At 64.3% G+C, this 12,999-nt stretch carries 12 protein-coding genes; 8 read left to right on the top strand and 4 right to left on the bottom strand.

Features of this window, described 5'->3' with window-relative positions:
* Positions 1 to 210 precede the first annotated feature (210 nt).
* Positions 211 to 1,563 carry an APC family permease gene (locus ACIP21_RS16130; protein WP_400689270.1) on the bottom strand — a complete coding sequence of 451 codons (1,353 nt, stop codon included), beginning with the start codon at positions 1,561 to 1,563 and terminating at the stop codon, positions 211 to 213.
* A 553-nt stretch (positions 1,564 to 2,116) separates the two neighbouring features.
* Between ACIP21_RS16130 and ACIP21_RS16125 the strand changes: the two genes are divergently transcribed.
* Both ACIP21_RS16125 and nadA read left to right on the top strand, forming a co-directional pair.
* Positions 2,117 to 3,619 (top strand): YdgA family protein, encoded by a 1,503-nt coding sequence (locus ACIP21_RS16125; protein WP_400689267.1) that lies wholly within the window; start codon positions 2,117 to 2,119, stop codon positions 3,617 to 3,619.
* A gap of 289 nt (positions 3,620 to 3,908) precedes the next feature.
* On the top strand, positions 3,909 to 4,967 hold the full coding sequence (gene nadA, locus ACIP21_RS16120) for a quinolinate synthase NadA (RefSeq protein WP_400689265.1): 1,059 nt from the start codon (positions 3,909 to 3,911) through the stop codon (positions 4,965 to 4,967).
* Between the two features lie 118 nt (positions 4,968 to 5,085).
* Here nadA and ACIP21_RS16115 read toward each other — a convergent pair whose 3' ends face one another.
* Positions 5,086 to 6,522, bottom strand: a complete 1,437-nt coding sequence (locus tag ACIP21_RS16115; protein WP_167070760.1) for a M48 family metalloprotease — start codon at positions 6,520 to 6,522, stop codon at positions 5,086 to 5,088.
* Positions 6,523 to 6,640: 118 nt separating this feature from the next.
* Here ACIP21_RS16115 and ACIP21_RS16110 point away from each other — a divergent pair, with 118 nt between their 5' ends.
* A complete protein-coding gene (locus tag ACIP21_RS16110) occupies positions 6,641 to 6,880 on the top strand; it encodes a sulfurtransferase TusA family protein (protein WP_400689262.1) in 240 nt (79 codons plus the stop codon).
* A 23-nt stretch (positions 6,881 to 6,903) separates the two neighbouring features.
* Positions 6,904 to 7,974, top strand: a complete 1,071-nt coding sequence (locus ACIP21_RS16105; RefSeq protein ID WP_400689259.1) for an AI-2E family transporter — start codon at positions 6,904 to 6,906, stop codon at positions 7,972 to 7,974.
* A gap of 114 nt (positions 7,975 to 8,088) precedes the next feature.
* Here the strand turns inward: ACIP21_RS16105 and ACIP21_RS16100 are convergent, their stop codons facing one another.
* Both ACIP21_RS16100 and ACIP21_RS16095 read right to left on the bottom strand, forming a co-directional pair.
* Entirely contained in the window at positions 8,089 to 8,562 is a 474-nt protein-coding gene (locus ACIP21_RS16100) for a peroxiredoxin (protein WP_003254742.1), read from the bottom strand.
* Between the two features lie 11 nt (positions 8,563 to 8,573).
* Positions 8,574 to 9,137, bottom strand: a complete 564-nt coding sequence (locus ACIP21_RS16095; RefSeq protein WP_400689256.1) for a glycine cleavage system protein R — start codon at positions 9,135 to 9,137, stop codon at positions 8,574 to 8,576.
* 260 nt (positions 9,138 to 9,397) lie between these two features.
* Between ACIP21_RS16095 and dapA the strand changes: the two genes are divergently transcribed.
* Genes dapA through purC form a run of 4 tightly spaced genes read left to right on the top strand, consistent with a single transcriptional unit; the run spans position 9,398 to position 12,921 of the window.
* The gene (gene dapA, locus ACIP21_RS16090) at positions 9,398 to 10,285 is read left to right on the top strand and encodes a 4-hydroxy-tetrahydrodipicolinate synthase (RefSeq protein ID WP_400689254.1); all 888 of its coding nucleotides are present in this window, start codon (positions 9,398 to 9,400) and stop codon (positions 10,283 to 10,285) included.
* Between the two features lie 15 nt (positions 10,286 to 10,300).
* Positions 10,301 to 11,422: an outer membrane protein assembly factor BamC gene (gene bamC / locus ACIP21_RS16085; protein ID WP_400689251.1), complete on the top strand. Its 1,122-nt coding sequence runs from the start codon at positions 10,301 to 10,303 to the stop codon at positions 11,420 to 11,422.
* The gene (locus tag ACIP21_RS16080; protein ID WP_400689248.1) at positions 11,423 to 12,181 is read left to right on the top strand and encodes an MBL fold metallo-hydrolase; all 759 of its coding nucleotides are present in this window, start codon (positions 11,423 to 11,425) and stop codon (positions 12,179 to 12,181) included. It begins immediately after the preceding gene.
* Positions 12,182 to 12,210: 29 nt separating this feature from the next.
* Positions 12,211 to 12,921, top strand: a complete 711-nt coding sequence (gene purC, locus ACIP21_RS16075) for a phosphoribosylaminoimidazolesuccinocarboxamide synthase (protein WP_400689245.1) — start codon at positions 12,211 to 12,213, stop codon at positions 12,919 to 12,921.
* Positions 12,922 to 12,999 lie beyond the last annotated feature (78 nt).

The following is a 12,999-nucleotide window of genomic DNA, read 5'->3' as shown; positions in this document are numbered from 1 at the left end:
TTTCGGTGTTGGCCTGGTTGACCAATGCCGCGCTGCGTCGGGACTGGGTCAGCGAGGTGGCGACCAGCAGGATGACGACGGCCAGCAGGCACAGGCCGGCGAGCAGGGTGATCTTCCACTGGATGGAGAGGCGACGCAGCAGCATGGGGCGTTCCTTATCGTTCAACAACAACGCCCGCGTTCAGGCGCGGGCGTTGTCGGCAGCAAAGGTCATTCGGCGATGTAGTTCGGTGGCGCGGCGGTGAAGGCCTTGGTCAGCCAGGCCAGGTACAGCACCCCGACCGCGGCCCAGACGCCGCCGAATATCAGCGAGTTGGCGTTGAGGTCGAGCCACAGCGAGACGATGATGCAGAAGCCGATGGTCGGCAGCACCAGGTACTTCAGCCGGTTGGCCAGGCCCCGACGGTTGCCTTCGCGCAGGTAGCAGTGGTTGATCACCGACAGGTTGACGAAGCTGAACGCCACCAGCGCGCCGAAGTTGATGATCGAGGTGGCGGTGACCAGGTCGAAGAAGATCGCCGACAGCGAGATCAGGCCGACCACGGCGATGTTCAGCACCGGTGTCTTGTAGCGCGAATGCAGGCGGGCAAAGATGCCGGCCGGGATGACGTTGTCGCGGCCCATCACGTACAGCAGGCGCGAGACGCTGGTCTGCGAGGCCAGGCCTGAGGCGATGGTGTTGATCACGGTGCAGGCGATGAAGATCGACTGGAACAGCTTGCCGCCGACGTACAGGGCGATTTCCGGCAGGGCCGCTTCCTGGTCGTGGAAGCGCGCCATGGTCGGGAAGTAGGCCTGGATGAAGTACGACACGCTGATGAACACCAGGCCGCCGATCAGCGCGGTGAGGAAGATTGCCTTCGGAATGGTCTTGCCCGGGTCACGGGTTTCTTCCGACAGGCAGGTCACCGCGTCGAAGCCCAGGAACGAGAAGCACAGGATGGTCGCACCCGCCGCCAGGGCGCTGAACTGGGTCTGGCTGTCGGCGAACGGCACCAGGCTCCAGGCCGTGCCCAGGCCTTCTCCCTGGCCCAGGCCGCGCACGCACAGGTAGATGAACACGGCGATGATCGCCACCTGCACGGCCACGAACAGCAGGTTGAAGTGGGCAACCAGGTTGACGCTGCGCATGTTGATCAGGCTGATCAGGGTGACGAAGGCGGTCACCCACACCCAGCCCGGCACCTCGGGGAACATCGCCGAGAGGTACAGCTTGGCCAGCAGGGCGTTGACCATTGGCAGCAGCAGGTAGTCGAGCAGCGACGACCAGCCGACCAGAAAGCCCACATGCGGGTTGATTGCCCGCTGCGTGTAGGTGTAAGCCGAACCCGACTGCGGGAAGCGGCGTACCAGGGTGCCATAGCTCACCGCGGTGAACAGGATCCCGGCCAGCGCCAGGATGTAGGCGCTGGGCACGTGCCCGGCGGTAAGGCCGGAAACGATGCCGAAGGTGTCGAACACGGTCATCGGCGTCAGGTAGGCCAGGCCGATGATGATCACGTGCCAGAGGCGCAGGGTCTTGCGGAGTTGGCCGTTGCCGGCAGTGCTGTGCTCAGTCTGCATGCTGGCAGGGCTCCTGCTGCTGGGCGTGGGCGGCGGACAGGGGGTACTGCGCATGCGGCATGGGCGAGCGGGTGGGCTCCATGTTGTCACCTTTATTGTTTGGAGCAGCGGAAAGCGCGGCGAGGCGCCGTTGTCGAGCTGGCAGGGCCGGGACTGACTAGGAAGGTGGAGCGTGCGGGCAGGGGCGTTGGGGCATCATGACGGCGCGACTATTCTTCTTTGTGGATCGGGCGCTGGGCAAGGTGGTGAAAATAAAAAACGATTGGTAGGAAGGCGTCAAGTTAAACATGACAAGATGTTGCCGAAATGAAATATTTATCGGATTCAATGGCCTTTATGTTCACTTTTGCGCGATTTTTTGCGTTATTGAGCGATGGTGATGTCCGTAAAATTGAACGAGTAGGAAATTTCTTTCGCCGTTGTCGGTTGATTCCTAAAAGGCAGATTTCCCGCCGCTGATCCTCAACAGCCGTTGCCAGGGTGATATCCTTTTGCCGCCTCGCTGCTGTCTGGCTGCAGGCACTTCCCATATGGACATCAATCGGTTTAATTCATGAAGAAATCAGTAGGCATCCTTTCCGGCCTGGCCGTCGCCATCGCCGTCGCAACCACCGCAGGCGCCTGGTACACCGGCAAGCAATTGCCTGCGGGGCTGGAGCGCTCCGTCGAACGTGGCAACGCCGAACTCGAGAAAGCCGTGGCTGGCACCGGCGGCAGCATGACCGTGGAACTGGTCTCGCTGGACCAGCGCTTCTTCACCAGCACCGCGCAGTACCGCCTCAAGGCCAAGGACATCAACCTGGGCGAAGGCAAGGTGCTCAACTTCGACGTGGCCATGGACGACCAGATCGAACACGGCCCGTTCCCCTGGTCGCGGGTCAAGGCGTTGAAGCTGATGCCGGTGCTGGCCGCCAGCAACACGACCTTGCGCAAGGACGAGCTGACCGCGCCCTGGTTCGCCGCGGCGGGTGATCAGGCTCCGCTGAGCGTGCACACCAGCCTGGGCTACGCTGGCAACGTCGACAGCAACATCACCCTGGCGCCGCTCAAGGTCACCCAGGCCAACGGCACCGCCGTCGATTTCTCGGGCATGCACCTGGAAGTCAGCGGTGACCAGGACGGCAAGGACTCGAAGTTCCACGGCGCCGCCGAGCACTTCCTGATGACCCTGGTCAGTGACCAGCATCCACCGGCGACCTTCGAGCTCAAGGACTTGAAGCTTGGCGGCAACCTTGCGGCCACCGAGCATCCGTCCATCTATGTCGGCAACGTCGACCTGCTGCTGGGCGAAGCCAAGGCGACCCTGGGGCCGAAGCAGCAGGTGATCACGGCCAAGGGCATCGAGCAGAACTTCCTGCAGACCCTGGATGGCCCAGGCACCGTGGGTGGCCGGGTGGACTACCGGGTTGCCGACATCACCTGGGACGGCCGCCCTGTCGGCAACCTGCAGATGGGCGTGAGCGCCAAGTCGCTCAATGCGGCGGCGCTCGAGTCGCTGTCGAAGTGGTACCAGGCCCACCTGCCCGAGTTCGAGGCAGCCCAGGCGGCTGGCGAAGCGTTTCCACGGATCCAGATGGACGAGGCGGAGCAGGCCAAATTCCAGGGCGACCTGAAGCAGCTGCTGGCGTCCAAGCCGAAGGTGGCCCTGGAGAACGTCTCCTTCAAGACTGCCAATGGCGAAAGCCGCTTCGACCTGTCCATGGACTTCGCCAGCCCGGCGTCCTTCGACCTGCCGCCGGACCAGTTGGGCAAGCAGCTGGTCAGCGAGGTGAAGGGCAAGCTGTCGCTGTCCAAGCCGATGATCGGCGACCTGGCGGCTTTCAAGGCCTTCCTCGATGGCGAGACCGATGCCCAGGCGATCGCCGCGCAGGCCAGCCAGGCCGGTGAGATGGTCGGCATGATGGCGGTGCAGAGTGGCATGGCCACCGTGCAAGGCAACGACGTGGTGTCGAGCCTGCACTATGCCGATGGCATGGTCGACTTCAACGGCAAGAAGATGCCGGTCGAGCAGTTCGCCATGATGATGGCGATGCACTTCGCGATGGCTTCGCGCTGATCATGCGCCGGCCCCTTCGCGGCTAAAGCCGCTCCTACAGGGTCACCCTGGCCTTCCAGCCAGGTGCGATTGCTGTGGGGGCGGCTTTAGCCGCGAAGGGGCCGGTTCAGGCATCACAAAAACCGCTTTAGAATTCCCCAGATTGTCTGTAGCCTTCGGCGTCCGATAATAATCCGCGCCCGCAGAGGGCCGAGGCGGCATGCCTGCCGTCCGGCACCCTTAGCCGATCTGCCAGGGCCGGGTGATACACTCGATTCGACGCGCATGCGCGCCCGCAGGTCCAGCGATCATGACCCAGATTTCCGAACGCCTGTTGGTACAGGCTCACCTTGACGCCAAGCAGCCCAACCCGCTGACCGCCGAACAGGAGGCCGAATACCGTGCGGCCATCGCTGCCGAGCTGAAGGCGCAGAATGCCGTGCTGGTAGCCCATTACTACTGCGACCCGGTGATCCAGGCGCTGGCCGAGGAAACCGGCGGCTGCGTTTCCGACTCGCTGGAAATGGCCCGTTTCGGCAAGAACCACCCGGCCGAGACGGTGATCGTCGCCGGCGTGCGCTTCATGGGCGAAACCGCCAAGATCCTCACTCCGGAAAAACGCGTGCTGATGCCGACCCTGGAGGCCACTTGCTCGCTCGACCTGGGTTGCCCGGTGGAAGAGTTCTCGGCCTTCTGCGACCAGCATCCCGAGCGCACCGTGGTGGTCTATGCCAACACCTCCGCCGCCGTGAAGGCGCGGGCCGACTGGGTGGTGACCTCGAGCTGCGCGCTGGAAATCGTCGAAAGCCTGATGGACAACGGCGAAACCATCATCTGGGGCCCGGACCAGCACCTGGGCCGCTACATCCAGAAGCAGACCGGCGCCGACATGCTGCTGTGGGACGGTGCCTGCATCGTCCACGAAGAGTTCAAGTCGCGCCAGCTGGCCGACATGAAGGCGCTGTACCCCGATGCGGCGATCCTGGTGCACCCGGAGTCGCCCGAGGCGGTGATCGAGCTGGCCGACGCGGTGGGCTCCACCAGCCAGCTGATCAAGGCTGCGCAGACCCTGCCGAACAAGACCTTCATCGTCGCCACCGACCGCGGCATCTTCTACAAGATGCAGCAGCTGTGCCCGGACAAGGTGTTCGTCGAGGCGCCGACGGCGGGTAACGGCGCGGCATGCCGCAGCTGTGCGCACTGCCCTTGGATGGCGATGAACACCCTGGAGCGGGTGCTGCATTGCCTGCGTAACGGCGGGGATGAGATTTTCGTCGACCCGGCGCTGGTGCCCAGGGCGATCAAGCCGTTGAACCGCATGTTGGACTTTACTCAGGCGGCGCGGCTGAAGCTTTCCGGTAATGCTTGAGATCGTTGGGGCTGCTTTGCAGCCCTTTCGCGACACAAGGCCGCTCCTACAGGGGATCGCGTAACCCTGTAGGAGCGGCCTTGTGTCGCGAAAGGGGTGCAAAGCGCCCCCCAGAATCTCAGCGCCCCATCATTTCCTGCACCATGCGCCGTTGTTCCATGATCTCGCGCTGGCGCTGGTCGATCTGCGAAGCCAGCGGGAAGTTGCTGCCCGAGCGGCGCTTGGCGTAGTCCAGCTGCTGGATCGCCTGGTCGAAATCCCCCACCAATGTGAAGTATTCCGCCCGCGCCCGGTGCAGGCCGATGGTGTTGCCAGACAGCCCGCGCACTTCAGCCATGTCGTACCACACGTCCGGGTCATCCGGCCGGCTCTTGAGCAGGTCGTCCAGCACCTTCTCCGCCTCGGCCGGCTTGTTCTGCTTCACCAGCAAATCGGCACGCACCTGTTTCAGCGGGTAGTTGCCCGGGTACAGCCCCTGCATGCGTTCGGCGCGCTGCTGCGCGTCGGCCAGGCGGTTGTTGGTGATATCCAGGTCGATCTGCGCCAGGTTGTAGGTGATGTCGTTGGGCGCCTTGGCCAGCAGCGGCTTGAGGTTCTCGCGCGCCTCGTTGAGCTGGCCGCCCTTGATCTGCGCCAGGGCCAGGCCATAGCGCGCGGCGTCGAGTTTCGGGTCTTCGTCGAGCTGGGCGCGGAAGCGCTTGGCCGCCAGGCCCGGGGTGCCTTCGTAGGTGAGGGCCACGCGGGCGCGGATCAGCTGATAGCGCTGGCTGTCCTCGACGCCGCCCTTGGGCGCCTGCTCGGCGCGGTTGCGGGTGTCGGCGATACGCGATTCGGTGACCGGGTGGGTCAGCAGGAACTCCGGCGGCTTGGCGTCGTAGCGGTACTGCCGGGCCAGGCGTTCGAACATGGTCGGCATGTTGCGGGGGTCGTAACCGGCCTTTTCCAGGTTCTGGATGCCGACGCGGTCGGCCTCCTGTTCGTTCTGCCGGGAGAAGCGCCGCTGTTCCTGGAGCGCTGCGGCCTGGGTGCCGGCGATCATGCCGATGCCAGCGTCGCCCGCACCGCCTGCCGCCAGCACGATGCCGGCCAGCAGCGCGGCCATCATCGGCAGCTGCATGCGTTGCTGGGCTTCGACGCCGCGGGCGAAGTGGCGTTGCGACAAGTGCGCCAGTTCGTGGGCGAGCACCGAGGCGTATTCGCCTTCGGTCTGGGCATTGAGGAACAGGCCGCCGTTGACCCCGACGATGCCACCAGGCGCGGCGAAGGCATTGAGCTCGCGGCTGTCGATGAGGATGAATTCCAGGCGCCGGTCCTGCAACTGGCTGGTTTCGGCCAGGCGGTACACGGTGGTTTCGACGTAGTCCTTGAGCTGCGGGTCATTGAGCTGGTTGACCTGGCCGCGCAGCAGGCTCAGCCAGGCGCGGCCGAGGTCGTGTTCCTGCTTCGGCGAAACGATCGCGGAACTGGCGTCGCCCAGTGACGGCAGGTCGTCGGCATGGCCGGGAAGGGCCATCAGGCAGGCCAGCGTCAGCAGGGTAGGGCGCAGTAGATTCATGCAGAAGCTCGCGTCGATCAAAAAGGCTTACTGTAGCCGGGTCGCGCGGAGCCGACCAGTGGCGGTATGCTACCGAGCTTTTCCCACGACTTTCTGCCTCGCCCTGGAGATGCACCCGATGAGTGACACCCTGACCTGCGACGCCGAGCTCGACGCCAGTGGGCTGAACTGCCCGCTGCCGCTGCTCAAGGCGAAGATGGAGCTCAACCGCCTGGCCAGTGGCGCGGTGCTCAAGGTGATCGCCACCGACGCCGGTTCCCAGCGCGACTTCCGCACTTTCGCCAAGTTGGCCGGTCATACCCTGCTTCAGGAAACGGCCAAGGCCGGCACCTACACCTACTGGCTGCGCAAGGCCTGAGCCTGCCCCCCCAAGGATCGTCAATGTTCAAAGTGCTTCGCGACTGGATGCAGCGCTACTTCTCCGATGAGGAGGCGGTGGTGCTGGCGGTCCTGCTGTTCCTGGCCTTCACCGCCGTGCTTACCCTCGGCGGCATGCTGGCGCCGGTGCTGGCGGGGATGGTCCTGGCGTTTCTGATGCAGGGGCTGGTCAACGCCCTGGAGCGGCTGCGGGTGCCGAGCCGGCTGGCGGTGATGCTGGTGTTCGCCCTGTTCATGGGCGCGTTGGCGGTGTTCATGCTGGTGCTGGTGCCGCTGCTGTGGCACCAGTTGATCACGCTGTTCAACGAGTTGCCGGGCATGCTCGGCAAGTGGCAGTCGTTGCTGTTGCTGCTGCCCGAGCGCTACCCGCACCTGGTGTCGGACGAGCAGGTGCTGCATGCCATCGAATCGGTGCGTGGCGAGATCGGCAAGTTCGGCCAGTGGGCGCTGACCTTCTCGCTGTCGAGCCTGCCGCTGCTGGTCAACGCGATGATCTACCTGGTGCTGGTGCCGATCCTGGTGTTCTTCTTCCTCAAGGACCGCGAGCTGATCGGGCGCTGGGTCAGCGGTTACCTGCCGCGTCAGCGTACCCTGCTGAACCGGGTGGGCAACGAGATGAACCGGCAGATCGCCAACTACATCCGCGGCAAGGGTATCGAGATCCTGATCTGCGGGATCGCCACCTACATCGCCTTCATCAGCCTGGGGCTCAACTACGCCGCGCTGCTGGCGCTGCTGGTGGGGTTGTCGGTGGTGGTGCCTTATGTGGGCGCGGTGGTGGTGACCGTGCCGGTGACCCTGATCGCGCTGTTCCAGTGGGGCTGGGGCGACCAGTTCATCTACCTGATGACGGTGTACGCGATCATCCAGGCGCTGGACGGCAACGTGCTGGTGCCGTTGCTGTTCTCGGAGGCGGTGAGCCTGCACCCGGTGGCGATCATCTGCGCGGTGCTGCTGTTTGGCGGGCTGTGGGGGTTCTGGGGGATTTTCTTCGCGATCCCGCTGGCGACCTTGATCAAGGCCGTGCTGGATGCCTGGCCGCGGCAGGAGCCTAGTGTTTCGCCGATGCTGTAGGAATTGCGTTGGCTTCTTCGCGGGTAAACCCGCTCCTACAGGTACGGCGCCGCCCTTGATGGCCACGTAATCCCTGTGGGAGCGGGTTTACCCGCGAAGAAGCACAAGCCGATATCAAGCCTTGTTCAGGGCCTGGGCCGCTGCCAGCACGGCATCCACATGCCCGGGCACCTTCACCCCTCGCCATTCCTGGCGCAGCACACCGTCCTTGTCGATCAGGAAGGTGCTGCGGTCGACGCCCATGTATTCCTTGCCGTACAGCTTCTTCAGCTTGATCACGTCGAACAGTTGGCACAGGGCCTCGTCCTTGTCGCTGATCAGCTCGAACGGGAAGCCCTGCTTGGCCTTGAAGTTCTCGTGCGACTTGATGCCATCGCGCGACACGCCGAACACCACGGTGTTGGCGGCGGCAAAGGCGTCATGCTGGTCACGGAAACCCTGGCCCTCGGTGGTGCAGCCCGGGGTGCTGTCCTTCGGATAGAAGTACACCACCACCTGCTGGCCCTTGAGCTCGGCCAGGCTGACGGTCTGGCCGCTGGTGGCCTGGGCCTGGAAGTCGGCGACGGGTTGGTCGAGTGCTACTGCCATGGTCGGGCTCCTTACACGGGGTTCTGTGGGCGCCACGGCTCGATCAGCGCGTCCAGGTTCAGGGCGTCGGCGAAGTCCAGGAACTGGTCGCGCAGCCAGCTGATCTGGGTGCCGGCCGGCAGGATCACGGTGAACTGGGCGTTGAGCATGCTGCTGCCGGTCTGCGGCGCCAGGTAGGTGTCGCAGGTCATGGCTTCGAGCTCGACGCGGTGGTCGAGGAAGAACTGGCACAGCTCGTTGATGATGTCGGGGCGGTAGGCGGCGCTGACGTAGGCCACGTAGGGCAGGGCCTGCGGGCGTACTTCCTGGTCGGCGCTGCGGACCACGTCGAGGGTCAGGCCGTGCTTCTTGCCCAGGCCCGGGAGCATGGCCTCGAGGCGCGCCAGGGCGTCCCAGCTGCCGCCCACTTGCAGCACCAGGGCGCTGGTCTCGCCGTGGCGGCTCAGGCGCGAGGTGACCACCGCGCAGCGGTTTTCGAAGGCGGCGCGGCTGAGGACGTTGGCCAGCTCCATGGGGTTGGGGCCCAGGGCACTGATGACAAGAAATTGTTCGCGGACGGAGGTGGGGGTGGACATGCAGCATTCCTAAAGCGATGAGCGGTCGGTGCAGGACAGGCGAAAGCCTCCGGTCGGCAGGGCCCTGGGCTCGCATGCGAGGACGTGGACACAGGCCGTGGAGCAGGGTCGACGGCCCGGCGGGCCGCGCTGCACCGATCAAAGGATCAAGGGTAGCGAAATAAGCCGCCGAGGGGAATGCTCCGGCTGCCTGCTTCGCTTGTGCAAGGTCGATGCCCCCAGTACCATTACCGCTCTCTTTTTCCGGCAGGAGCAGTTACATGATTGCGGGCAGTATGGTGGCGTTGGTCACACCCATGGATGCACAAGGGCGTCTGGACTGGGTAAGCCTCGACAAGCTTGTAGACTTCCACCTGGAAAACGGCACCCACGCGATCGTCGCTGTCGGCACCACCGGTGAGTCCGCCACGCTGGATGTCGAAGAACACATCCTGGTCATCAAGCACGTGGTCGAGCGCGTCAAGCGCAGCAAGCACCCGATCCCGGTGATCGCCGGCACCGGTGCGAACTCCACCACCGAAGCCGTGCACCTGACCCAGAACGCCAAGAATGCCGGCGCCGATGCCTGCCTGCTGGTGGTCCCGTACTACAACAAGCCGACCCAGGAAGGCCTGTACCAGCACTTCAAGCACATCGCCGAAGCCGTCGACATCCCGCAGATCCTCTACAACGTGCCCGGCCGCACCTCCTGCGACATGCAGGCCGACACCGTGATCCGCCTGTCGAAGGTCAAGAACATCATCGGCATCAAGGAAGCCACCGGCGACCTGGTGCGCGCCAAGGCCATCCTCGATGGCGTCGACAGCGACTTCATCGTCATGTCCGGCGACGACCCGACCGCCGTCGAACTGATCCTGATGGGCGGCAAGGGCAACATCTCCGTCACTGCCAACGTCGCCCCGCGCGAAATGGCCGACCTGTGCGAGGCCGCCCTTGAGGGCAATGCCGAGAAGGCCCGCGCGATCAACGAAAAACTCATGCCGCTGCACAAAGACCTGTTCTGCGAAGCCAACCCGATCCCCGTGAAGTGGGCGCTGGTGGAAATGGGCCTGATGCACAAGGGCATTCGCCTGCCGCTTACCTGGCTGAGCGAAGGTTGCCACGACAAAGTCCGTACTGCCTTGCGCCAGTCCGGCGTACTGGTTTAAGAGGAAGTACACCGCATGAAGCGACTGGCTGGTCTTTCCGCGCTCGCCCTGATCATCTCCAGCACCAGTGGGTGTGGCTGGCTGTGGGGCGAGGATGGCTATTTCCGCGACCGTGGCAGCGATTACCTGCAGGCGCACCCGACCGCGCCGATGCAGCTGCCGACCGACGCCGGCAACGTCAAGCGCCTTGATCCGTTGCTGCCGATCCCGCGCAACGTGGCCGACGACCACGCCACCGGCGAGTTCGAGGTGCCGCGTCCGCAACCGTTGACCGGCGGCGCCGCCCAGGTCACCGACTACAGCCTGCAGCGCAGCGGCAACAGCCGTTGGGTGCTGGCCCAGCATGCGCCGGCCGAAGTCTGGCCGGTGGCCCACCAGTTCTTCGAGGACAACGGCTTCCGCATTGCCGAAGAGCGCCCGCAGACCGGTGAATTCAGCACCACCTGGCAGCGTTTCGACGAACTGTCGGCCTCGCTCGGCCAGCGCCTGGCGAGCACCTCGAGCAGCAGCGACGGTGAAGTGCGCGTACGTGTGCGCATCGAGCCTGGCGTGCAACGCAACACCTCCGAGGTGTACATCGTCAGCGCCGAGCGCCCGGCCGGCAGCACGGCCGACACCGCGTTCCCGTCCTCTTCGACCAACACCGGCGCCGATGCGCTGCTGGTCGACGAAATGCTTGCCGGCATGAACCGCAGCGCCGAGAAGGGCGGTTCGGTGTCCCTGCTGGCCGCGCGCGACTTCGACGCGCCAAGCCGCGTCAGCCTGAGCGAAGACGGCAGCGGCAACCCGGTGCTGTTCCTCGGCTCCGACCTGGACCGTGCCTGGTCCGGCGTCGGCCGTGCCCTGGAGCAAGGCGGCGAGTGGCGTGTCGAAGACATCAACCGCAGCCTGGGCCTGTACTACATCAACCTGTCGGAAAAGCCTGAAGACAAGCAAAACGAGCCTGGCTTCTTCAGCCGCATGTTCGGCAGCGAACCGACCAAGGAAGAGCGTGAAGCCCGTGCCGAGCGTTATCAGGTACGCCTGAGCAAGGTCGGCGACAGCGTGCAGGTCACCGTCGAGAAGAACATCAACACCGTGGCCCCGGCCGATATCGCCCGCCGCGTGCTGAGCGCCATCCAGGACCACCTGGGCTAAGTGCGCTTCGCAGTACTCGGAAGCGGCAGCCAAGGGAACGGCACGCTGATCGCCAGTGGTGACACCTTCATCCTGGTCGATTGCGGCTTTTCCCTGCGTGAAACCGAGCGGCGCCTGGCGCTGCTCGGGGTTTCGCCACAGCAGTTGAGCGCAGTGCTGGTGACCCACGAACATGCCGACCACGTGCATGGGGTGGGGTTGCTGTCGCGGCGCTACAATGTACCGGTCTACCTCAGCCAAGGGACTTTGCGCGGCATGCGCAAGCCGGTGGAGGTGGCCGGTTTTCTCGCTTGTGGCGAGCGGCTGCAGGTCGGCGCGCTGGAAGTCAGCGCGGCGCGGGTCGAGCACGATGCCTACGAGCCGTTGCAGTACGTGATCAGCGACGGCCGCCGGCGCTTCGGCATGCTCACCGACCTGGGCTCGTACGATGCGCTGCTGCTGCAGCGTTACCAGGGCCTGGACGCACTGCTGATCGAGGCCAACCACTGCCGCGACCTGCTGGCACGCGGTCACTACCCGGCGTTCCTGAAGCGACGGGTGGGTGGCATGCAAGGACATCTGAACAACCACCAGGCCGCGCGCCTGGTGGAAGAGTTGGGCTGGAGCAAACTGCAGCATCTGGTGCTGGCCCACCTCAGCAGCAAGAACAACCTGCCAAACCTGGCCCGTCAGTGCTTCGTCGACACCCTCGGGTGCGACCCGGACTGGCTCCAGGTGGCCAACCAGGAACACGGGCTCGACTGGCGCGAAATCGCCTAGCCCAACACCTCAGCAAGCGGAGCCCAATCATGGAAAAACGCGACGAACTCTACCGCGGCAAGGCCAAATCGGTTTTCAAGACCGACGACGCCGACCGCTTGATCCTGCTGTTCCGTAACGACACCTCGGCGTTCGACGGCAAGCGCATCGAACAGCTCGACCGCAAAGGCATGGTGAACAACAAGTTCAACGCCTTCATCATGCGGAAGCTCGAAGAAGCCGGCGTGCCGACCCAGTTCGACAAGCTGCTGGGCGACAACGAGTGCCTGGTGAAGAAGCTGGACATGATCCCGGTCGAGTGCGTGGTGCGCAACTACGCCGCCGGCAGCCTGGTCAAGCGTCTGGGCGTGGAGGAGGGCATCAAGCTGGAGCCATCCACCTTCGAACTGTTCCTGAAGAACGACGAGAAGGGTGACCCGTTCATCAACGAATCCCACGTCGTCGCCTTCGGCTGGGGCACCGCCGAGCAGCTGGCCGAGATGAAGAAGCTGTCGCTGAAGGTCAACGAAGTGCTGAACAAGCTGTTCGACGACGCAGGCCTGCTGCTGGTCGACTTCAAGCTGGAGTTCGGTGTGTTCCACGGCCAGATCGTCCTGGGCGACGAATTCAGCCCGGACGGCTGCCGCCTGTGGGACAAAGAGACCCGCAAGAAGATGGACAAGGACCGCTTCCGCCAGGGCCTGGGCGACGTGATCGAAGCCTACGAAGAAGTTGCCAAGCGCCTGGGCGTGCCGCTGTAAGCGGCGCGTTCACGCAAGCGTCTGATACAACGCGATTTTTTTTGAAAAAAGGTTTGCCTTTCAAGAAAACGCTGGTAT

Source organism: Pseudomonas sp. NPDC089401, assembly GCF_044749485.1.
Taxonomy (GTDB): Bacteria; Pseudomonadota; Gammaproteobacteria; order Pseudomonadales; family Pseudomonadaceae; genus Aquipseudomonas.
The sequence above is the reverse complement of the archived record's forward strand: the minus strand, read 5'-3'. Positions and strand labels throughout refer to the sequence as shown.